Origin of the sequence: Acinetobacter higginsii (assembly GCF_000369525.1) — a bacterium.
GTDB lineage: Bacteria > Pseudomonadota > Gammaproteobacteria > Pseudomonadales > Moraxellaceae > Acinetobacter > Acinetobacter higginsii.
The window spans coordinates 1,256,929-1,277,838 of the sequence record NZ_KB850072.1 but is presented as its reverse complement, the minus strand read 5'-3'; the positions used below and the strand labels follow the sequence as shown (position 1 = coordinate 1,277,838).

The window sequence follows — 20,910 nt, the reverse complement described above, 5'->3', positions numbered from 1 at the left end:
CCTTTGTACAAACCGAGCATTTACCTTAAAAGGAATAGAAAAATGAGCAAACTTAATTCGATGACTTCAGTTGCAGCGTTATTAGCACTCTCTGTTGCTGGCGTAACCCAAGTGACTGTTGCAGCAACGACAACGACGACAGAGGCCCATGCAAGCAAAGCTGCTGATGGAAAATGTGGTGAAGCGAAATGTGGCGCCAATAAAGCCAAACAACAGCAAAAATCTGCTGAAGCTAAATGCGGTGCAGCAAAAAAAGCAGCAGACGCGAAGTGTGGCGCAGCCAAGAAAGCTGCTGATGCAAAATGTGGTGCAGATAAAAAAGTGGCTGACGGCAAGTGCGGGGCCAAATAATCCCTTCAATCATGGATGATGTCGGTCTAAAGCTTAGGTCGGCATCATTCTAATCATAGGAGTTTCACCATGGCTGAATTGGCTGGTGTAGGTCTGGGTTTAAGACGTGAGTTTATTGATGCGTTTTTAAATGCAAATACTCATCCAGATTTTATTGAAGTTGCTCCTGAAAACTGGATGGGCTTTGGTGGTCGGCATGCCAAGCTGCTTGGACAATGTGTTGAGAAAGCACCTTTAATTTGTCATGGATTATCTTTATCCATTGGTGGACCTCATCCACTCAATATTGAATTTATCCAGCAGGTTAAAAATTTTCTACAACGCTATCAGGTGCCGATTTACTCAGAACATTTAAGTTATACCCATGATGGAGGCTATTTATATGATTTATTACCAATCCCGATGACAGAAGCTGCTGTTGATTATGTGGCGGAGCGTATTTTGCGGGTACAGGATATTTTAGGGCAGAGGTTGGTGATTGAAAATGTGTCTACCTATTTAATGCCCAATGCAGAAATGCGTGAAGCGGAATTTGTACGTGAAGTGCTGCTCAAAGCAGACTGTGAATTGCTGCTTGATGTAAATAATGTCTATGTAAATAGCATTAATCATGGCAGTGATGCTTATGCTTTTATTGATGCGATGCCCAAAGATCGGATTCGTTACTTACATGTGGCAGGTCATGAGCAAGTTGAAAAAGATCTATTGATCGATACACATGGCGCAGCAATCAGTGATCCTGTTTGGCAACTCCTTCAATATACCTATCAAGTTTGTGGGGTTAAGCCGACTTTACTGGAACGTGACTTTAATATTCCATCTTGGCAACAGTTACAAAATGAATTGACCAGTATTAAAAAAATGCAACAGGAGGGTCGTGATGAAGGCAAGACAAATATCCTTTCATACCACGCAGCGACAGTTCTGTGACTGGATTCGTGATCCCGAGTTAGAGCCACCACAAAACTTTACTGTGCATCGCATGCAGGTTTATCGTGATTTGTTGTTTAATAATGTCTGTTCATTTATCAACTTGGTCTTTCCTGTAGCGCGTAGCATCTTACCTGAACAGCAGTGGCAGAGCTTATTGGCAGAATTTTTTCAAAAATCACAGTGTCAGTCGCCGTTATACAATGATATTTCCTTGCAATTTCGGGAATATCTCACGGAACAACAACATCCGATATTACAACAATATCCTTGGTTGGCAGAGCTATTGCAGTATGAATGGTTAGAACTTTATTTGGACACAGTCGAAATAGAAAGTCCTACTCTGACAAAAGATAAAAATTGGCAATTGATTACCCAAGTTTGGATACTGGCCTATCAATATCCCGTTTATAACTGGACAACGACAATGAGGCTTGAACAGGTAGAACCTGCGCCAAGTGCTATTATGGTATGGCGAGATGATCTAGATCAGGTCTGTGTTGAACCTTTGTCACCTTTATTCGCCATGTTGCTTGAACAACTGAACCAAGCGAAGTTAACTGAATTCGGTATTTATCAACTTATCAAGACTGTGCTTCCTGAGTTTCATGAACAGGAAATTCAACAACAAATCTATGCGTTAAAAGCCTTATTAATTCGGTTAAGATTAATTCATATTCCTTATAATAATGAAGAGATACAGGGATGAGTTCAGCTTCAGCAAAAAAACATGATGATCTATTCAATCAATTGCACAATCCTGCTTTTTTGCAAGATTTAAGGCAACAGATGCTGAAATTCGCAATTTTACAACTGTCTTCAATACAGCAAGCTGAAGATGTGGTTCAGGAAGCACTGACCAGCGCGTTTCAACATCTGGACTCATTTAGCGGACGGGCGGCTTTTAAAACTTGGGTGTTTGCAATTTTAAAAAATAAGATTATTGATTTGATTCGGCAGAAATCTCGTTTAGTCAGCATGAGTGAGTTGTTTAAGGATGAAGAAAGTGAGCTGAGTATAGATGAGTTATTTGATGCTTCAGGGCATTGGCATAAATACGAAGCGCCACAAGCATGGCAAAGCCCTGAAGAAATGATGGAGCAGCAAGATTTCTGGATTATTTTTGATGCCTGTCTAAACCATTTACCTGCCAAATATGCACAGGTATTTATGCTACGTGAGGTGATCGAGCTGAGTTCCAATGAAATTTGTGAGAAGCTGGAACTGACGGTTTCACATTTTAATGTACTAATGTATCGCAGCCGAACTCGACTACGTGAATGCTTAGAAAATAAATGGTTATTGCAGGAGGATTGCTCATGTTGACATGCCGCCAAGCCACCCAATTATTATCCGAGAAACAGGATAGAGCATTGCTGTTACGAGAGCAGAGTAATCTGCAATTGCACTTATTTGCTTGTCGTTCTTGCCGTCGTTATGGCAAACACATGAAAACTTTAAGTGTGTTATCAAAACAATTTAAAAATGTTGATCATTAAGCTTTTAAACTACTCAGTTTAGGCTATATTAATATGCTCTAGGGAATATAAGAGATTAATTTCTAAAATAATATTTTTTAAGTTTTTTGCACAAAGATAAAGAATAAGCGCTAGGCCTGAATGCTATGGGCTTCACATAAATTTCATATCGAATTGACTAAGATTATAAGCATAAGAAGAGATGGGTTAGGAACAATCAATGTTAAAGTTTTTTCTGGGATGGATAGACAGTTGGTCAATTACACATTCTTCTGAATTAACAGAATTCGAAGCGTCTAAAACCAGCAAAGATACTCAGATCCAATGGTTGCGAATTATTCCGTTTATTTTATTGCATATTGCTTGCTTAGCTGTGTTTTGGGTGGGCGTTTCATGGTTCGCTGTCTGGTTTATGGTTCTCTTCTATATGATTAGAATGTTTGCAATTACAGCATTCTTCCATCGGTATTTATCACATAAAACATTTCAAACATCACGCTCAGTACAGTTTATTTTTCTTCTGATTGGGACCATGAGCGCACAACGTGGTCCACTCTGGTGGGCGGCACATCATCGTTATCACCATCGTTTCACCGACACTGAACATGACCCACATTCATCGACACATGGGTTTTGGTATAGCCATGTTGGATGGTTCTTGAATCAGCAGAACTTTTCCACTCGCAAAGAAATTATTAAAGATTGGCTAAAATTCCCTGAGATTGTTTGGTTAGACCGTTTTAGTTTTGTCATTGTTTTAATAACCGCTTTTGCGATTTATTTGCTAGGCGATTGGTTAGCCTTTGCTTATCCCAATTTGGGTACTTCAGGACCACAGTTGCTGGTTTGGGGATTTGTGGTTTCAACGCTGTTATTGATTCATGCGACTTTATGTATTAATTCACTCGCTCATCTTTATGGGCGCAGAGATTTCAATACCAAAGACAACAGTCGTAATAATCTGTTTTTGTCGATCATCACCTTAGGTGAAGGTTGGCATAACAACCATCATTATTATGCAGGAAGTACACGGCAAGGTTTTTTCTGGTGGCAAATTGATGTCACTTATTATGTCCTAAAAGCGATGTCTTTCTGCGGACTCATATGGGCAATCAAGCCTGTGCCTCAACGGATATATGATGCACATAAAATCCATCTAGACAGTTTGAAAAATAAGATAGAAAAGAACAGTGACGGGGGTATTTTATGAAAATTGCAATCGTCGGCTCTGGCATATCTGGATTATATGCGGCTTGGAAGTTATCAAAACAGCATCAAGTCACCATCTTTGAAAAAGAAAACTATTTTGGTGGACATACCGATACACATGAGTTTCGGATTGATCAAAAAAAAGTTGCTATAGACAGTGGTTTTATTGTTTTCAATCGCTATAACTATCCACTATTTAGTGCGATGCTTGCCGAGCTTGGCGTCAAAGCACAGAACAGCGACATGAGTTTTTCAGTCAATAATCAGGTGACAGGACTACAATACAATCCTTCCAAAAAATGGTCATTATTAACGAGACCACAAAATTTTCTAAATAAAAACTTTCGTTTAATGCTGTCGGATTTAGTTCGCTTTTATCGAGAAAATAAAGAGATTGCTGTTGATGAACTTGATACAAATTTAAGCATTGAAGAATATCTCAATAAACATGGTTATTCACAAGTCTTTAGAGATGAGCACTTATATCCAATGTGCGGGGCACTCTGGTCAAGCCCTGTGGAGCAGATTGGCAAGATTCCGTATAAGTTTGTCGTGAGTTTTTTTCAGCATCACCGGATGTTGCAATTAAAAGATCGCCCACAATGGCAAACGGTCAAAGGCGGATCAGCATCTTATATCTACGCGATTCAGCGTGAATGCCCAACGCTGATTTGGAAGAAAACTGAAGTACAACATGTACTAAGAAGTGAAAATCATATTTCAATTATAACTGCGCATGGGCAGGAGCAATTTGATTGGGTGATTTTTGCCAGTCATGCCGATGATACTTTAAAGTTGCTTAAAGAGCCTTCCGAGAAAGAGCATGACATATTAGGGTGCTTTGCTTATCAAGATAACGTGATGGTCGTCCATGCTGATAGATCAATCATGCCAAAATCCCAATCGCAGTGGGCCAGTTGGCACGTACATGTGACAGCTCAAAAAGAGGCTTCGGCGGATAGCGTTCATTACGGGTTTAGCTACTGGATGAACAGTTTGCAGAATCTGGACTGTAAGACGCAGGTTTTTTCTACGCTCAATCCAAATATGCCAATCGCCAAAGATCATATTTATGTTGAACGACATTATCGGCACCCTGTGTTCAATCAAAATGCGATTGCAGCACAATCTCGTTGGCATGAGATAAACGGCTACAAGCGCAGTTCATTTTGCGGTGCTTACTGGGGATGGGGATTTCATGAAGATGGTGCGAGAAGCGCTGACCGCGTCGTGAACCATCTGATGTCAATTGCTGATGAAGATATGGGGGGGATGGATGTTAGAAGCTCAACTTGCAATTGCGAAAGCTAAAATCAGGCATCGCCGTTTTAGCCCCAAACCTCATCAGTTTGAGGCGACATTGAGCTATTTATATTTTGATCCAGATCGAATAGCGGAAAACCTCAAAGAATCAAGGTTATGCTCTACAAATCATTGGAATATTCTCAATATATCTGATCAGGATTTCCTTAAAGGCTATAGCGGTAATTTACGTGAGAAAATAACAAAAATTTTATTGCAGCAAGCAGACACGATTTTGACCCCACAATCAGAAATCCGTGTCTTGGCTTTACCACGAAGCTTGGGTTTTAGTTTTAATTCGGTTGTGTTCTATTTCATTTTAAATCGTCAAAAACAGCCTGTCTTCATACTGAGCGAGATAACCAATACACCTTGGAATGAACACAAGGTTTATATACATGATTGCCAGCAGAAGTTGAAAAATCATAGTCCTTATGACAGTTATGAGTTTGATTTCGAGAAAAGTTTTCATGTCTCGCCATTTATGCCAATGGATATTCAATACAAATGGAAATTTAACTTCTCTAATACTCAAAATGTGATTCATATGCAGCTTTATCAAAACCAACAATTCATTTTTGATGCAACGATGCGGTTTGGATTAGCGCACATCACACTTCCTTCACAGCTTAGTCGTTATGCTATTCAACATATATTTGAACCTTTCAAAATGTTAGCTTCAATTTATGTACAAGCATTTCAATTATGGCTTAAAAAAGTTCCATTTTATCGACATCCCAAAAAGAATAAGGATTTAGAACGAGATGATAAAAACGCTAATTTTTGGTGAACAAGACACACTTCCATTGGTTTTACGCGGCTTGCTGAAACTTCGACATGGACAAATTCACTTTCGTGGTGAATGGAATGGAACTGTCGGTGAAGTTTCTGATCTGGAAGTAACTGTAGATATTCATCACAAAGATCTAATTGATCTCATTTTTAAGAATGGTGTGCTTGGTGCCGCGGAGGGCTATATTCGTGGCTATTGGAGTAGTGAAAATCTGGTTGAATTGATTCAAATATTGGCAAGAAATCGCGACGTTTTGGATAAGATCAATCAAAACCTTATATCACAAGCCAGCCAATTGTTATTAAAAGCATGGTATAGATCCCGCAAAAATTCGTTGGCAGGCAGCCGTAAAAATATTGCGGAGCACTATGATTTAAGTAATGAATTTTTCAAATTATTTCTTGATTCTTCCATGATGTACTCTAGTGCAGTGTACAAGCACAAGGAGATGACGCTAGAGAAAGCTTCTGATTATAAAAAAGAGTTGATCTGTCAGAAGTTACAACTTAAACCCATGGATCATCTGGTTGAAATCGGTAGTGGCTGGGGAGGTTTTGCTATCTATGCCGCTCAGCATTACGGCTGTAAAGTAACCACGATTACCATCTCACAAGCGCAATATGATGAAGCAATCCAAAGAGTTGCCGATGCTGGTCTAAGCCATCGAGTTAATGTCCAACTTAAGGATTATCGGTTACTAGAGGGGAAATTTGATAAGTTAGCTTCGATCGAAATGATTGAAGCTGTTGGTGAGCAATATTTATCTAATTACTTTAATCAATGTAGGTCTTTATTAAAACCAAATGGCCTAGGTCTGATTCAAGCCATTACGATTGAAGATGCACGATATAAAAAAGCACTACATAGCGTAGATTATATTAAGCGCTATATTTTTCCCGGGAGTTTTATCCCATCTATCAGTGTGTTAACACAAGCGGCTTCAGAGCAGAAGTTACGCTTGAAACATCTGGAGGATATTGGCCAAAGTTATGCTGAAACCATTCATCAATGGCGGGAACGTTTTTTAGATGCCAAAGCACAAGTTCTTGCTTTAGGTTTTGATGAAAACTTTATTCGAATGTGGGACTTTTATTTGTGTTATTGCGAGGGCGGCTTTAAAGAAGGGGTCATTAGCGATGTACAGCTTTTATTTGAAGCAAGTCCTTATTAATTATCCACTGATTTAAGGTATCAAGGAGACAGTGATGTTATGGCAATTGTTTTTACTTGATGCTGTGCTCATGAGCATATGTTGGTTATGGGCAAGCCACAATCATCGTGCTGGCATAGTGGATGTTGCTTGGAGTTTTTGCATCGCGCTGAATATTCTGATAACTGCATGGTTAGTAGATGATGCACTGGTAAATGTCAGGCTGTTTATTGGGGTATTCAGTTCAATCTGGTTTATACGTTTAAGTTGGCATTTATGGCGTCGGTATCAAGCGGAATCAGTAGAAGATCGCCGATATGCCAATATGCGTCGTGCGATGGGGAAATATCAACATATTGGTTTTTATTCCTTTTTTATGTTTCAGGCGGGTTTGGCAATCTTATTTAGCATACCGATGTGGACTTTGCTTCATGTGCCGAGTTCTGTCTGGAGTCCACAAACCCATGTTTTTTTGATCATTGCGGGAATTGTTATGCTGATTGCATTTCTAGGTGAAGTGGTCGCAGATCAGCAATTGTTTCATTTCAAGCAACAAAAACAAAATGATGGCAAAACCATGGATCAAGGTCTGTGGCGTTATTCGCGGCATCCCAATTATTTTTTTGAATGGATACACTGGTTTGCATATCCAATAATAGGACTTGCAGCAGGGTTATACAGTCTATGGATATATCCAGTCTTGATGTGGCTATTTTTGTATTACATCACCGGTATTCCATTTAGTGAACAACAAGCATTAAAAAATCGAGGTCAGAATTATCTCGATTATAAAAAACGAACTTCAATGTTTATTCCGTGGAAACCAAAAGAGTAGGTACGCACATGGACTTTATTATTAATCAATCATTAAAACTTGTGGAAAGTGGTTTAGTACCTGATCAGGCGATTCGTGCAGCAATTCGTGCTCTCAGTAAGAAGCGTTTGATTCAAGAAGGTCGCTATGACCCCGAACAAGGTGCTCAACGTTATATGGATGTGCTGAATATGTTGAAGCATAGCCAGATCGCAATTGAAACCGATAAAGCCAATGAGCAACACTATGAATTGCCCACGGCTTTTTTTGAGGCGGTTTTAGGAAAACGACTTAAATATAGTGCCTGTTTCTTTCCACATGATCGAACTGGATTAGATGAAGCTGAAGAGTTCGCATTGCAGATTTATAGCGATCGTGCCCAGTTAAACGATGGGCAACATATCTTGGAATTAGGGTGTGGCTGGGGTTCGTTTACGCTGTGGATGGCAGAGCGTTATCCAAATGCAAAAATTACGGCTGTTTCCAATTCAGCGACGCAACGTCAGCATATTTTGTCCAAAGCTGAGAAATATGGCTTGATGAATATTGATGTTATTACCTGTGATGTCAATGTACTGGAATTGGAGCAAAACGCATTTGATCGTGTTGTTTCAGTCGAAATGTTTGAACACGTTAGGAACTACCAAAAACTTTTTGAGAAAATCCAAGCGTGGCTCAAAGCGGATGGACTGTTATGGTGTCATATTTTCTGTCATCGTTTCTTGCATTATCCTTTTGAAATAAAAAGTGAATATGACTGGATGTCGCGATACTTTTTTACAGGTGGATTGATGCCTGCAAGTTCGACATTTTTACACTTTCAACAGCATCTGGAATTGTCGCAACATTGGCAATGGTCTGGAACTCATTATGAAAAAACAGCAAATGCATGGCTGGAAAACATGGATCGTAATGCTGAACAATTAAAACCACTTTTTGAAGAGGTATATGCACAAGATGCGGCGGCATGGTGGCAACGTTGGCGTATCTTTTTTATGGCTTGTGCTGAATTGTTTGGATTTGAGCAGGGGCAAGAATGGATCGTTGGTCACTTCCTGTTCAAAAAGAAAGTCGTATAATTAAAACAAGCAGTTGTGTAAATAGGCAAGATTATGTTTAAAACCAATAAAAGCGATGCCAATAACCGTCCACTGAGTCGGATGTTTAATCGTTATTATTGGTTGCAAATTGGACTGATCGCGCTTTCGATTATTATTGGGATTGCATGCAGTGCCTGGGTGATCAAAGGCTCATTGCTTAAAACTGCACTTGAACAAGAAATGGAGCATTACTGGATGCGTGTTGATCGTAATCCAAATGCTGATTTACCCGATACTAAAAACTTATATGGCTACCGTTGGAAAAGTGAAAAACCACCTTTAGCATTTCAAAATCAATCGCTAAAACCAGGTGTTCACCGAATCTTTGTCGACGGCAAAGATCGTATGACCGTTTATGGTGAAAAAAATGGGCAGCATGTGCTACTGGTTTTTGGTGAAAGCAATGTCAATAAAATCGTTTGGATGTTTGGTTTAGCACCGTTAATGTTCAGTCTTATTGTGCTATATAGCATCTTATGGTGGTCAAATCGGCGAGCCAAACGTTATTTTTCGCCAATTACCCGTTTAGCGAATGCCTTAGAACATATTGATTGGGCACATCAGTATAAGGAGGTATCTCCATTCCAAGGAATCAGTACCAATGGCAATATGGAAGCTGAATATTTAAAACAAGCATTAGAAAAATACCATCAAGTATTGAGTGAGTTTATTAACCGAGAGCGCGAATTTACAGGCGATGTCAGTCATGAGTTACGGACACCATTGACGATTTTAAAAGGCAATGTGCAGCTGTGTCAGGTCAAATACGGTGAAGATAAATCACTACATCGTATTTCGAATACCATTGATGATATGCAATTACTGGTTGAAACTTTGCTAGCAATTGCACGTAATACAACCAATACATTGATTGCAGAGCATGTGAAGTTGTCCAATATCATCAGCGATTTAGTCAGAGATCTGGAACCTGTCAGTCAAGGCAAGGGCGTACAGATTTTTGTACAAGATGATGCTGAGGAATCAGCACGATGGATTTATCCTTCAATGACTAAAATGGTGTTGAGCAATATTTTACGAAATGCACTGAATTATTCTCAAGGTTCTAATATTCATATCATTCAACGCAAAAATAGTATCCTAATTGCTGATAATGGGATTGGTATTGCAATGCCAAATGATTGTAAGGTTCAGGAGTTAAATAGTTCACAACTTCAACTTACCGCCAAAGGTCACGGCATTGGTTTACAGTTGGTTAAGAAATTATGTACCCAGTTGGGCTGGCGAGTTGAGTTGTTCGACCGACAATATTATTTAAATACACATCCTCATCTGCAATTGGAAAATACAACAGGCTTAATCGTCGTCGTATATATAAATTAATGTGCTGTCATATCCAAAGCAACTTTTAGACCTACACCAGAAATGGTATGAATCAATTTTTCCTGAAAAGGTTTATCAATCATCTTTCTCAAATTGTAGATATGGCTACGTAATGCGTCGCTCTCAGGCTCTTCATCGCCCCACAGCTCGATAATAATTTCTTGTTTGGTAATCACTTTGGGAGAGTTTCGCATCAAAATTTTTAACAATTTGAATTGAATACGAGGGAGTTCAATTGATTGACCTGCGCGTGTTATGGTTTGAGTCGCACTGTCTAGAATCAGATCGTGAATTTGAATTTTACTGCTTGATACTTCACCAAGAGATCGCTTAATCAGTGCACGCACACGCATGACCAGTTCATTAAAATCAAAAGGTTTGACAAGATAGTCATCTGTTCCAGCACTAAAGCCTTTTAATTTGTCATCGAGAGTATCTCTGGCTGTTAACATCAAGATCGGAATATCTTTGCCTTGGTCGGTTCTGAGCCATTCACATAAGTCATATCCTGAACCGTCAGGTAAATTGATATCGAGCAAAAGTAAATGATAAGGGTGTGTTTTTAAAAAGTTACGGGCGGCATCGAGGTTACGTGCATGATCTACAACAAAGCCATGTTGTTCTAGAAATTCACAAACCGTGGCAGCAAGTTCATAATGATCTTCCACCATAAGAATAAATTGATTGTTCATAATAATTAGATCAAGTTATTGATTTAGTAATTGTTGCTTTAATTTAGCATTAAAAGGTGAGCTTCCAAACCATATTTTGAAATATTGATTCGCTTGTGGGTCTGTGATCGAACCTAACAATTTCTGATTCAGATAGAGCTTTAATTGTTGGTTCATTTGATTATAGGCTAAAGAATATAAATCACCTTTTTTTACAGGTTTGTACAGTTCAGTAATTTGGTTTAATACAGAGTCGTTAGCAAAATTGCTAATATTTTTTTTAAGATAATAGTTGGCTGCTTTTTTGAATGCCCATTCTGGAATATTTTGGTCGTAAGAAAAATCTAATTGAATATTTTGACTTTCCCAATTCTGATGGCAATTGTCAGCATAGTAGCTGACAGTGCCAACTGTTTTTGTAGTAACGACTAAAGGTGCTGTTTTGCATTTCTGTATATTTGCATGAGCCGGATTAGAATTTAATATAAGAAATAAAAAACTAAATCCCAATTGCATAAAATAATTATTCATTTTTTCACCTAGATGCTACTGTTTAGTCAGTCTGTTTTATTTCTATATATTGAGTCATATTTAATAAGTGTAGAAGTTCAGACCACGTTCAATCCTTTGAATTTCATAGCTTGCATAGCCCAAATTGGTTTGATCACGGTCTAAAATTGCATAGAGGAAAACACTATGGTTGGTTTCTAGTGGTGTAATAATGTGGTATTGATGATCCGTACTCATGAGCACACTTTCTAGAAAATCATGAGGACTAATTTCATCCATTAATTTTTTCTGGTAGTTAAATAGATTCACACCTTCAGTCACCGCGAAATCAAAATTAAAAAACTCTTCACCTATAGTTTCTAAAATAGAACCATCAAAAGCATCGACTAAGGCCAAGATAATTAAACCTTCAATCTTATTTAATTGTTCTAATAACGAAATATTGTTCATAGTTTATTCTGCACTTATTTGCGTAAATCTTAGACTATTTCTTAAAGGGGAGAAGCAAAGAATAGCCTGTTCCGATATATGGAACAGAGCGATATAAACCATTCGCTGGGTCCCAATAGTCTTGTTGAAATATGATGAGATGTTCAGCATTCACTTTGATTTGGCTAATGCCATAGGAAGACATTGTTTTTATTCGACCAAACATTTTAAAATCATAGGTCATTTGCCAATGAATATAAGCAGAGTCATTTTTATGGGTTGCACTAATTAATTTTACCGATACCTTACTGACATGTTTATTCATTCCCTCAAAATGCTTCATCAGCTCTTTTTTAGTTGAGAATTGAGAGAGTGTGTCATTTATGTATAAATTATCAGCATAGAGTTGGCTTGCATTTTTTACAAAATTTACTGTGCCCATACTATTAAATGCGGAAACAAAATCCTGACCAATCATTTGAGCTTGTGCATCACTTAAGGGGATTCCACGGATTTGTTGATTTGCTTTCTCATAATCAGCGGTATAACTCGATATGCTTTTACAAGCAACTAAGGAGAGTAAGCTCAGTGTTGAGATAGCCAGTGTTTTTATAACATTCATATTGATGATCTCACTCCTTTTAAAATTATAATAAAATTTGGAATGTGAACCAGATGTGAAATCACGCATTGATTTGGTATGAATAGTTTTTTTATTTTTAAAACAATAAAAAAGGAAATCATTAGATTTCCTTTCTTCAGTATCAATTTAAGAGCCTTATAGTTTGGCTTGACGTTGTGCGATGTATTTTTCGTTAAAGAAACCACCAAATGGAATAAAGGCAAGCACAAATAATCGAAGCAATTCTACGCCAGACCAAAGTGAAGCGGTACGAACCAGGTTCCAAAGGTAGAATAAAAATGCCAGACCATGAATCGGGCCCATAATCTTTGTCGCAATCGGTAAATCAAATGCGTACTTGAGTGGAATCGCCACGAGGAATAGCAACAATAAAGTGACGGCTTCAAGCACAGAAGCGAATCGCATCTGTTGCAACTTCTTTGTCATTGCGCTCATAAAATAGCTCCAGGAGATTGATAAAAGAATAAAAATTAACGAAGCATACCATCTTTGAGAGCGAGCGCATTAATATTGTTGGTAACGATTCTTATTTAATCATGCTGATAAAAAGGGGAATCGTATGGCAGAGAAGTAAAAGAATTTTCTACTGATTTAAGGTATGACCATGAGAGGCAAGAATCTTTGCTGATTAAAATTAAGTTAGATAGACAGGTAATATGCTGATATTTAATTCAATAATAGGTTTTTCATTCAACTGCTTTGTCATTTTACTTACTAAACAGACGTGAATGTAAAGTTTATGCAACTTGTTGCATAAAAACTTTTATCTGGATATGATGAAGTGAATTTTAAAAAGTGAAATGCTTCTTATTTCCAAAAAAGGCTTTATCTATTTGAAATAATGAGTATCTAAAGGATAAAAGTAATGTCAAAAATTCCAGAATTAATGAAAAACCTGAGACTCCCTGTAATTGGTTCACCGTTATTTATTATTAGCACGCCCAAGCTGGTGTTGGCGCAATGTAAAGCAGGTGTGATTGGTTCGATGCCGGCATTGAATGCACGACCTGCCGAAAAGCTAGAAGAATGGCTGAAAGAGATTACTGAAGGAATTGCTGAACATAATGCCTTACATCCAGACCGACCTGCGGCACCTTTTGCAATCAACCAAATCGTGCATAAAAGTAATAATCGTTTGGAACATGACATGGAATTGATTGTCAAATACAAAGTACCGATTGTGATTACATCACTGGGTGCAAGAACAGAAATCAATGATGCGACACATAGTTATGGTGGTGTCGTTTTGCATGATGTCATCAACAATACCTTTGCTAAGAAAGCGATTGAAAAAGGGGCTGATGGTTTGATTGCAGTGGCTGCAGGTGCTGGTGGGCATGCGGGCGTCAAGAGTCCATTTCCATTAATTCAGGAAATTCGTGAATGGTTTGATGGACCTTTGGCTTTGTCTGGTGCGATTTCTACTGGTGATGCGGTTCTTGCGGCACAGGCGATGGGAGCAGACTTTGCTTATATTGGTTCAGCATTTATTGCCACAGATGAAGCCAATGCAGAAGACGCTTATAAGCAAGCGATTGTCGATCATAATTCAGATGAAATTGTCTATTCCAACCTATTCACTGGTGTACATGGCAACTATCTGGCACCAAGTATTCGTGCGGCGGGGCTTGATCCAACCAATTTACCTGAAGGCAATCTGAAAGATATGGATTTCAGTACACCGAATGAAGATGGTACACAGCATAAGGTCAAACCATGGCGTGACATCTGGGGATGTGGTCAAGGTTTAAATGCAATCAAAGCCACCACCTCAGTCGAAGAATTAGTGAGCCGACTTGAAAAAGAGTATCTCGCTGCAAGAAAACGTCTCATGCTTTAAGTTTTAAAATCAGGCCTTAATTTCTAAGGCCTGATAAGTTTTATGATGCTGTTTTTAACAATGAGTATTCACTTATTGAAACGGTTCCCTCAGAAAGTCGAGTTAAAAACAGAAGATTTTAAACCTGCTCAAAAGTAAGCCCAGCATGTTTTGTTAAACGTTGAATAAATCGATCATCAAACATGGTCGCAGGTGTCCAAAAGCCACCTTGAGGCGTAGATTTTTCGCCATCTTTGGTATGGTCAATGGCAAGACTCAACGCTGCTTGTCCCAACATTTTGCCTGTAGAGCCATAACCAGGATCACGGTCACCAGTTACTTTGATTTTTAGGCTTTGTCCTGCATCGGTTTTACCCACAAAACGTAAGTCAAATCGTCCTGCCAATTGTTGCTCCGGCGTAGGGCCTTCTCCCGGCTTTGGTAATAGATAACGTTCCATGACTTGGCTAATCGGTTTACTGACCGCAGCGAGCATAAATGCACCGAGACCAGAGACGACAGCTAAGGCTTTTAAACGTCCTTTTAGCCCTTCACCAGTCAAAATCGCTTCGTTGTAGCGAAAGTTGTTGCCATAGGCATTACCGGATAAAGCATTAGAACGCTGTACCACACGTTCATTTACAGCAGCCATGACAAAAGGCGCAATCCATGCATTAAAATCAGGATCGAATTTGGCACTTTTGATATAAATCTGTCTTTGGGTATTGCCATGATCTGCGGGGCAGAGAATGTATGGATTAAGTAGATCTTTACGCAATGCAGGATCAGCCGCAGCCTCTTGAATCACATTGATCAAACTAGCGACTGTACCACCCGATGCACCACCTTTTAAGGTTTTAACCCGCATGGAAACTTGAGTGGCAGGCGCATTAAACTGCTGTTGTGCTTGTTGCTGCAGGTAATAAACGCCCATATCCGATGGAACTGAATCAAATCCACAGCAATGCACAATACGCGCACCTGAGAGTTGTGCTTGCGCTTCATACTTGGTGATCATGTGTTTAATCCACTGGGTTTCTCCAGTCAGATCACAATAATCTGTTCCGTTATTCACACAGGCTTGAATTAACGGTTCACCATACAAAGCATATGGGCCAACCGTTGAGACGACCACACGTGTTTGTGCACAGAGCGCATCGAGTTCGGTTTGATTATTGGCATCGGCAACCAAGATCGGGACAGCTTGGCCAATAGGGCCAAGCGCATCTTTGACCTGTTGTAATTTCTGCTGTGAACGTCCAGCAATTGCCCAACGGATCTGTTCTTTTTGAGTGGCAAAATATTCGGCCAAATACTGAGTTAGAATCTGGCCGACGAAGCTAGTCGCACCAAAGACCACAAGATCATAATTTAATTTTGTCATTACTTGTTTTTCCTTAACGATTTGATGAGTTGAATATTAAAGTGCTTTGGGCAAATGGAGAATGACTTGTGTGTCTTGAACCACGTCTAAACGAAGAATCTTCGACGCACCAAGTTCATCTAATAATTGACTCAAAGGACCACCATGACGGACTAATTTGACTTTTCTAGGCAGAAGTTTTTGTCCAAAAGATAAGACATTAGATTGAACCAAGGTTTGCTGCCATTTGCCATCAACCAGATGTAACATCGTCGCTTGACTCATATGTGATTCAGATTTTACTGAATGCAAATTGGGTGTTGGGGCAAACAGGCTTAAATCGATTTTGCCAGATGTATCTGTTAGGCTCGCATTCACGTCTTTGGAGCTGATATCGACCTTAATTTCAGTGAGCCATTTAGGAAGTTGGTAACCATAAACACCACGGACCCGCGCAATTTCTGTATCTACAGGTAGCGCTAAAACATGTGCGTAAAAATGGCGTTGACGAATTGAATTGATGAGTTCCAAAGCATGCGGAGTGCGTGCATTGGGCTTACGCACCACAATTGCAACAGAGACTTCATTATATGGATCGTTATCACAAACAGAGTATGTAAAGAAGGTAAGGGCGACCAGCCCATAGCCAGGAAAGGCCTGTAAAGGTTCTAAAGGAGCGGGTAATTTTTTCTGGAGTTGTTTAAATGGTGCTAACATCAACACTTGCACATTGCCACTACGATAATAAAAATTGGGTGCCCAAACTGGACCAACTCTCGATTCAACCCATTGTTTAGGCGTTTTGCGAAAGAAATCAATATTGCCAGCGGCAGGATCTTGTGCAACTTGATCTAAATCGGGATTCATTCTAAACCGGTCATAATATCCACCTTTGGGAACATTGACTTTTTGTTGCCCAAACTCAACTTCAGTAAACTGTTTATTGCTTTGCATATTCGTAAACCTTTGATTGACCAAGTCATTCAAAATGCCTGCCAATGACAAGAACATTTCTTATATCTGAGTTCACTATAAGATTAAAGTGAACTTTAATGTCAAGCAGCAAAATTTGATATTTGATAAGTACAAAGCTGGTTCGTTGAAACAATGTAAAGAAAATAAGTGCTGAAAACATTTAACTTTGTGAAAAAAATCATTGATCTCAATGAGTAAGTCTATTGATCATTCGTTTATTTTTAATCATTAAATTACATTTTTATTATCAGAATAGGACTAAAAGCATTGACCTTAAAGCGAACTTTAATCTTAGTATAGAAACACTATCCACACGGATGGTACTTAAAAAATGTAGTTATAAGTAAATTAATTAGAACATAGATCATGAATCGACAGTGTAAATCTTACACAGGAGAAACAAAGATGGCATTCGTTACGACAAAAGATGGTGTAGATATTTTTTATAAAGATTGGGGACCTCGCGATGCACAGGTCTTATTTTTTCATCATGGTTGGCCACTCAGCTCAGATGATTGGGATGCCCAACTATTATTCTTTTTAAATGAAGGTTTCCGTGTTGTCGCACATGACCGTCGCGGGCATGGTCGTTCCAGTCAAGTCTGGGATGGGCACGATATGGACCATTATGCAGATGATGTTGCAGCTGTAGTGCAGCATCTTGGGATTAAGAATGCGATTCATATTGGCCACTCAACAGGTGGTGGTGAGGTGGCTCATTATATTGCACGTCATGGTGAAGCGAATGTTGCCAAGGCCGTTTTGGTGAGTGCGGTACCACCTATTATGGTCAAAACAGCCAATAATCCTGACGGTCTACCTAAAGAAGTCTTTGATGACTTGCAAAATCAGTTATTTAAAAACCGCTCGCAATTTTACTATGATTTACCAGCGGGGCCTTTCTACGGTTTTAACCGTCCAGATGCAAATCCATCTGAACCTGTGATCTGGAATTGGTGGCGTCAGGGCATGATGGGTGGCGCAAAAGCACATTATGATGGCATTGTGGCCTTTTCCCAGACTGATTTTACTGAGGACCTGAAAAAGATTTCAGTCCCTGTATTGGTAATGCATGGTGATGATGATCAAGTTGTACCTTATGAAAATTCTGGGGCATTGTCTGCCAAATTGGTACAAAACGGAACTTTAAAAACCTACAAAGGTTTTTCTCATGGCATGTTAACCGTGAATGCCGATGTCATTAATCCAGATCTATTGGCATTCATTCGTGCGTAGGCGGCATTGATTTGATTCAAAATCCCATTCAAGAATAGAGGCATATTTGCCTCTATTTTTTATTTTAAGCATTTTTTTGATATTGGTATCACTTGTTAAGTTTATGATTTTATTTTGATGATTAGAAAAGATTAATAAAGTTTGATCAAACCTATTGACATTAAAGTTTACTTTAACCTTAGAGTAAACCCATACTCAATGAGGTAATCAAAATGAAAGTATTTGAACAATTAGTTTTCCCAAATGGTTCACATATCCCCAATCGCATTGCAAAAGCTGCAATGGAGGAAAATATGGCGGATTTAAACCATGCACCATCTGAAGAGCTGATGCGTTTATACCAAGCTTGGGCGGATGGAGGTGTAGGTTTGATTATCACAGGTAATGTCATGGTGGATCGTCGTGCTATGACAGGACCCGGTGGTGTCGTTCTGGAAGATGAAAAATATTTGGATACATTCAAACGCTGGGCGCAAATCGGTCGTTCGAAGGGTGCACAAGTGTGGTTGCAAATCAATCATCCTGGCCGTCAAATGCAATCCAATTTAGGTCAAGAGACTTGGGCGCCTTCTGCGGTTGCCTTAGATTTAGGCAAAATGTCAGATCGTTTTAATACCCCGATTGAAATGAACCAAGACATGATTAATGAAGTCATTCAACGTTTTGCCAACACTGCACGTTTAGGAGAAAAAGCAGGCTTTACTGGTGTTGAAATCCATGCGGCACATGGTTATTTACTCAGTCAGTTTCTTTCGCCACTCAGTAATAAGCGTCAAGATCAATGGGGTGGTTCTTTGGAAAATCGTGCACGTATTTTGATTGAGATTGTTAAAGCGGTGCGTGCTGTGGTTTCAGACAGATTTACAGTGGCGGTGAAGCTGAACTCGGCTGACTTCCAACGCGGTGGTTTTAGTGCTGAAGATGCACAGCAAGTGGTTATGATGCTCAACGAACTGGCTGTTGATCTGGTTGAGTTATCTGGTGGTAGTTATGAAGCACCGGCAATGCAAGGTCAGGCACGTGATGGTCGTACCTTGGCTCGAGAAGCTTATTTTCTAGAGTTTGCTCAAGAGATTGGTAAAGTTGCCAAGATGCCTGTAATGGTGACGGGTGGAATTCGTCGTAAACAAGTGGCTGAACAGGTCATTGAAAGTGGTGTCGATATGGTCGGGATTGCCACAGCTTTGGCAATCGATCCAAATCTCCCAAATGAGTGGAAGCAGGGGCAAAATACGGCACCAGAGTTGAAAGCAATTACATGGGAAAATAAAACCTTAGCTTCACTCGCCAATATGGCCACAGTGAAATTCCAGTTACGTAAACTCAGTCTTGGTAAATCAACCAATCCAAAAGTTTCTCCACTTTGGGCGTTGATTTTGCAACAATCAGCAATGACATGTCGTACGCGCCAATATAAAAATCGGATGCGTACATATTCATTTGCATCTTAAGCTGAGCAACAAGTTGCCAATACTTAGCTAATAGATTGAACAACAGCCAATTGCAGAACAATCTGTAATTGGCTTTTTTATGGGCAAGCAATTAAAAACATTGGAAAGGAAAAAGTGGTTTCTGATCATAAAAAATCCGCTTTATTCAGAAAGCGGATTTTTTTCTCATATATCTATTTTGTATTTTCTTTAGCTTGATCTAATGCTGGAAAATGAACGGGCATATTAAGTGCTAATTGAGCATCTTTTACTACATCTAAACGTAATATCTTGTTTGCACCTAAGTCATCAAGTAATTTGCTCAGCGGGCCGCCGCTGCGAACAAGTTGCACATTTTTAGGAAATAGCTTCTGTCCAAATGCAAGGGTATTCGATTCCACAGAAGTGCTGTGCCATTTACCATCAACCAACTGATACATAGTTTTGGTTTCAATTCGTGATTGCGGCTTTACCGTTTTTATTTTAGGTAGAGGCGCTGTCAGACTTAAATCAGGTTTGCCATCGGTATTAAAAATGTGGGCTTGCAGCTCATGGCTACCAATCTTCATATCAATTGGTGTTAACCATTTGGGTAATTGATAACCATAAACCCCACGAACACGTGCAATCTCAGTATTTACAGGTAATGCCAGTACATAGCCATAATATTGATGCTTTCGCATAGAGCTAAGTAATTCAGTACTATTGAAGCGATGTGCACCAGGTTGGCGCACCACAATGGCGACAGAAACTTCATCATAGGGATCTACATCACCCACGGCATAAGAGAAGAAAGTCAGTGAAACCAAGCCATAACCAGAGAGTGGCTGTAAAGGTTGAAGTGGAGCGGGGAGCTTAGCTTTTAATTTTGCAATAGGCGCTAACATCAATACTTGAACATTACTGGTCCGATAATAAAAATTAGGTGACCAGACTTTACCTACTCGGGTATCAACCAGCTTTTTAGGAATTGTACGGAAGTAATCAATATTGCCTGCTGCAGGATCTTTTGCAACTTCATCTAAGTTTGGATTCATGCGGAAGCGATCATAATAGCCACCTTTAGGTACAGCGACTTTATAAGGTCCAAATTCAACGATTGTGGTTTGTGCAATATTGGTACTACCACTAATTTGAGGTGAATGGGTTTCAGTTGCATAAGCTGGCGTAGCAAGTATCAAACTTAATGATATTGCAGATATGCGATGTAAATGAAGCTTGTTGATCATGATTGTGTTCCTCCTTTAGGTCTAACTTAAATGCTAAGATTAAAGTTAACTTAAAGGTCAAGCATTTTTGAATAAATATAGGGAACGAATCATTTTCAAGTGTAATAAGACAAAGCTAAATTCATGTAGATGTTAAA

23 protein-coding genes are annotated in these 20,910 nt (G+C 39.2%); 15 read left to right on the top strand and 8 right to left on the bottom strand.

Features of this window, described 5'->3' with window-relative positions; all coding sequences use genetic code 11:
* The first annotated feature begins 42 nt into the window (after positions 1-42).
* From F902_RS12020 to F902_RS11965, 12 genes are all read left to right on the top strand, one after another.
* On the top strand, positions 43-351 hold the full coding sequence (locus F902_RS12020) for an HvfA family oxazolone/thioamide-modified RiPP metallophore (RefSeq protein ID WP_005188347.1): 309 nt from the start codon (positions 43-45) through the stop codon (positions 349-351).
* A gap of 69 nt (positions 352-420) precedes the next feature.
* Complete coding sequence (locus F902_RS12015; RefSeq protein ID WP_005203766.1) at positions 421-1,281, top strand: HvfB family MNIO-type RiPP peptide maturase; 861 nt, start codon at positions 421-423, stop codon at positions 1,279-1,281.
* Positions 1,232-1,990, top strand: a complete 759-nt coding sequence (locus tag F902_RS12010; RefSeq protein WP_005203765.1) for an HvfC family RiPP maturation protein — start codon at positions 1,232-1,234, stop codon at positions 1,988-1,990. Before F902_RS12015 ends, F902_RS12010 begins: the two co-directional genes overlap by 50 nt.
* Positions 1,987-2,607, top strand: coding sequence for an RNA polymerase factor sigma-70 (locus F902_RS12005; protein ID WP_005203764.1), 621 nt, complete (start codon positions 1,987-1,989; stop codon positions 2,605-2,607). Before F902_RS12010 ends, F902_RS12005 begins: the two co-directional genes overlap by 4 nt.
* On the top strand, positions 2,601-2,780 hold the full coding sequence (locus F902_RS12000; protein ID WP_004653549.1) for a zf-HC2 domain-containing protein: 180 nt from the start codon (positions 2,601-2,603) through the stop codon (positions 2,778-2,780). The genes F902_RS12005 and F902_RS12000 overlap by 7 nt, the downstream gene beginning before the upstream one ends.
* Before the next feature lie 199 nt (positions 2,781-2,979).
* Positions 2,980-3,969, top strand: coding sequence for an acyl-CoA desaturase (locus F902_RS11995; RefSeq protein ID WP_005203763.1), 990 nt, complete (start codon positions 2,980-2,982; stop codon positions 3,967-3,969).
* Positions 3,966-5,279 carry an NAD(P)/FAD-dependent oxidoreductase gene (locus F902_RS11990; RefSeq protein WP_005203762.1) on the top strand — a complete coding sequence of 438 codons (1,314 nt, stop codon included), beginning with the start codon at positions 3,966-3,968 and terminating at the stop codon, positions 5,277-5,279. The genes F902_RS11995 and F902_RS11990 overlap by 4 nt, the downstream gene beginning before the upstream one ends.
* Entirely contained in the window at positions 5,245-6,060 is an 816-nt protein-coding gene (locus F902_RS11985) for a DUF1365 domain-containing protein (RefSeq protein ID WP_005203761.1), read from the top strand. Before F902_RS11990 ends, F902_RS11985 begins: the two co-directional genes overlap by 35 nt.
* On the top strand, positions 6,035-7,234 hold the full coding sequence (locus F902_RS11980; protein ID WP_005203760.1) for an SAM-dependent methyltransferase: 1,200 nt from the start codon (positions 6,035-6,037) through the stop codon (positions 7,232-7,234). The genes F902_RS11985 and F902_RS11980 overlap by 26 nt, the downstream gene beginning before the upstream one ends.
* Positions 7,235-7,268: 34 nt before the next feature.
* On the top strand, positions 7,269-8,048 hold the full coding sequence (locus F902_RS11975; protein WP_005203759.1) for a DUF1295 domain-containing protein: 780 nt from the start codon (positions 7,269-7,271) through the stop codon (positions 8,046-8,048).
* Between the two features lie 8 nt (positions 8,049-8,056).
* On the top strand, positions 8,057-9,106 hold the full coding sequence (locus tag F902_RS11970) for an SAM-dependent methyltransferase (RefSeq protein WP_005203758.1): 1,050 nt from the start codon (positions 8,057-8,059) through the stop codon (positions 9,104-9,106).
* A 33-nt stretch (positions 9,107-9,139) separates the two neighbouring features.
* Entirely contained in the window at positions 9,140-10,468 is a 1,329-nt protein-coding gene (locus F902_RS11965) for a sensor histidine kinase (RefSeq protein ID WP_005203756.1), read from the top strand.
* Here the strand turns inward: F902_RS11965 and F902_RS11960 are convergent.
* The 5 genes from F902_RS11960 to F902_RS11940 form a co-directional block, all read right to left on the bottom strand.
* Positions 10,465-11,160: a response regulator transcription factor gene (locus F902_RS11960; RefSeq protein ID WP_004806955.1), complete on the bottom strand. Its 696-nt coding sequence runs from the start codon at positions 11,158-11,160 to the stop codon at positions 10,465-10,467. The two genes, F902_RS11965 and F902_RS11960, sit on opposite strands and share 4 nt — an antisense overlap.
* Positions 11,161-11,175: 15 nt before the next feature.
* Entirely contained in the window at positions 11,176-11,670 is a 495-nt protein-coding gene (locus F902_RS11955) for a chalcone isomerase family protein (protein WP_005203754.1), read from the bottom strand.
* Between the two features lie 60 nt (positions 11,671-11,730).
* Positions 11,731-12,099, bottom strand: a complete 369-nt coding sequence (locus tag F902_RS11950) for a hypothetical protein (RefSeq protein ID WP_005203751.1) — start codon at positions 12,097-12,099, stop codon at positions 11,731-11,733.
* Between the two features lie 34 nt (positions 12,100-12,133).
* Positions 12,134-12,700 carry a nuclear transport factor 2 family protein gene (locus tag F902_RS11945; RefSeq protein WP_005203749.1) on the bottom strand — a complete coding sequence of 189 codons (567 nt, stop codon included), beginning with the start codon at positions 12,698-12,700 and terminating at the stop codon, positions 12,134-12,136.
* A 156-nt stretch (positions 12,701-12,856) separates the two neighbouring features.
* Positions 12,857-13,156, bottom strand: a complete 300-nt coding sequence (locus F902_RS11940; protein WP_004806966.1) for a DUF3817 domain-containing protein — start codon at positions 13,154-13,156, stop codon at positions 12,857-12,859.
* Between the two features lie 430 nt (positions 13,157-13,586).
* On the opposite strand from F902_RS11940, the gene F902_RS11935 reads away from it, so the two are divergent.
* Complete coding sequence (locus F902_RS11935; protein ID WP_005203747.1) at positions 13,587-14,561, top strand: NAD(P)H-dependent flavin oxidoreductase; 975 nt, start codon at positions 13,587-13,589, stop codon at positions 14,559-14,561.
* 118 nt (positions 14,562-14,679) lie between these two features.
* Here F902_RS11935 and F902_RS11930 read toward each other — a convergent pair whose 3' ends face one another.
* Together F902_RS11930 and F902_RS11925 are read right to left on the bottom strand one after the other, a co-directional pair.
* Complete coding sequence (locus tag F902_RS11930; protein ID WP_005203745.1) at positions 14,680-15,924, bottom strand: saccharopine dehydrogenase family protein; 1,245 nt, start codon at positions 15,922-15,924, stop codon at positions 14,680-14,682.
* A gap of 36 nt (positions 15,925-15,960) precedes the next feature.
* Complete coding sequence (locus F902_RS11925; protein ID WP_005203744.1) at positions 15,961-16,857, bottom strand: acetoacetate decarboxylase family protein; 897 nt, start codon at positions 16,855-16,857, stop codon at positions 15,961-15,963.
* Between the two features lie 426 nt (positions 16,858-17,283).
* On the opposite strand from F902_RS11925, the gene F902_RS11920 reads away from it, so the two are divergent.
* Together F902_RS11920 and F902_RS11915 are read left to right on the top strand one after the other, a co-directional pair.
* Entirely contained in the window at positions 17,284-18,114 is an 831-nt protein-coding gene (locus F902_RS11920) for an alpha/beta fold hydrolase (protein ID WP_005203741.1), read from the top strand.
* Positions 18,115-18,326: 212 nt separating this feature from the next.
* Entirely contained in the window at positions 18,327-19,565 is a 1,239-nt protein-coding gene (locus tag F902_RS11915) for an NADH:flavin oxidoreductase/NADH oxidase family protein (RefSeq protein ID WP_005203738.1), read from the top strand.
* A 173-nt stretch (positions 19,566-19,738) separates the two neighbouring features.
* On the opposite strand, the gene F902_RS11910 is transcribed toward F902_RS11915, so the two are convergent.
* Positions 19,739-20,773 (bottom strand): hypothetical protein, encoded by a 1,035-nt coding sequence (locus tag F902_RS11910; RefSeq protein WP_005203737.1) that lies wholly within the window; start codon positions 20,771-20,773, stop codon positions 19,739-19,741.
* Between the last annotated feature and the right edge of the window lie 137 nt (positions 20,774-20,910).

Bases quoted from the DNA above. Each gene is read 5' to 3' on its own strand.
- F902_RS12020 (WP_005188347.1), top strand. From the start codon at position 43: ATGAGCAAACTTAATTCGATGACTTCAGTTGCAGCGTTATTAGCACTC.
- F902_RS12015 (WP_005203766.1), top strand. From the start codon at position 421: ATGGCTGAATTGGCTGGTGTAGGTCTGGGTTTAAGACGTGAGTTTATT.
- F902_RS12010 (WP_005203765.1), top strand. From the start codon at position 1,232: ATGAAGGCAAGACAAATATCCTTTCATACCACGCAGCGACAGTTCTGT.
- F902_RS12005 (WP_005203764.1), top strand. From the start codon at position 1,987: ATGAGTTCAGCTTCAGCAAAAAAACATGATGATCTATTCAATCAATTG.
- F902_RS12000 (WP_004653549.1), top strand. From the start codon at position 2,601: ATGTTGACATGCCGCCAAGCCACCCAATTATTATCCGAGAAACAGGAT.
- F902_RS11995 (WP_005203763.1), top strand. From the start codon at position 2,980: ATGTTAAAGTTTTTTCTGGGATGGATAGACAGTTGGTCAATTACACAT.
- F902_RS11990 (WP_005203762.1), top strand. From the start codon at position 3,966: ATGAAAATTGCAATCGTCGGCTCTGGCATATCTGGATTATATGCGGCT.
- F902_RS11985 (WP_005203761.1), top strand. From the start codon at position 5,245: ATGTTAGAAGCTCAACTTGCAATTGCGAAAGCTAAAATCAGGCATCGC.
- F902_RS11980 (WP_005203760.1), top strand. From the start codon at position 6,035: ATGATAAAAACGCTAATTTTTGGTGAACAAGACACACTTCCATTGGTT.
- F902_RS11975 (WP_005203759.1), top strand. From the start codon at position 7,269: ATGTTATGGCAATTGTTTTTACTTGATGCTGTGCTCATGAGCATATGT.
- F902_RS11970 (WP_005203758.1), top strand. From the start codon at position 8,057: ATGGACTTTATTATTAATCAATCATTAAAACTTGTGGAAAGTGGTTTA.
- F902_RS11965 (WP_005203756.1), top strand. From the start codon at position 9,140: ATGTTTAAAACCAATAAAAGCGATGCCAATAACCGTCCACTGAGTCGG.
- F902_RS11960 (WP_004806955.1), bottom strand. From the start codon at position 11,160: ATGAACAATCAATTTATTCTTATGGTGGAAGATCATTATGAACTTGCT.
- F902_RS11955 (WP_005203754.1), bottom strand. From the start codon at position 11,670: ATGAATAATTATTTTATGCAATTGGGATTTAGTTTTTTATTTCTTATA.
- F902_RS11950 (WP_005203751.1), bottom strand. From the start codon at position 12,099: ATGAACAATATTTCGTTATTAGAACAATTAAATAAGATTGAAGGTTTA.
- F902_RS11945 (WP_005203749.1), bottom strand. From the start codon at position 12,700: ATGAATGTTATAAAAACACTGGCTATCTCAACACTGAGCTTACTCTCC.
- F902_RS11940 (WP_004806966.1), bottom strand. From the start codon at position 13,156: ATGAGCGCAATGACAAAGAAGTTGCAACAGATGCGATTCGCTTCTGTG.
- F902_RS11935 (WP_005203747.1), top strand. From the start codon at position 13,587: ATGTCAAAAATTCCAGAATTAATGAAAAACCTGAGACTCCCTGTAATT.
- F902_RS11930 (WP_005203745.1), bottom strand. From the start codon at position 15,924: ATGACAAAATTAAATTATGATCTTGTGGTCTTTGGTGCGACTAGCTTC.
- F902_RS11925 (WP_005203744.1), bottom strand. From the start codon at position 16,857: ATGCAAAGCAATAAACAGTTTACTGAAGTTGAGTTTGGGCAACAAAAA.
- F902_RS11920 (WP_005203741.1), top strand. From the start codon at position 17,284: ATGGCATTCGTTACGACAAAAGATGGTGTAGATATTTTTTATAAAGAT.
- F902_RS11915 (WP_005203738.1), top strand. From the start codon at position 18,327: ATGAAAGTATTTGAACAATTAGTTTTCCCAAATGGTTCACATATCCCC.
- F902_RS11910 (WP_005203737.1), bottom strand. From the start codon at position 20,773: ATGATCAACAAGCTTCATTTACATCGCATATCTGCAATATCATTAAGT.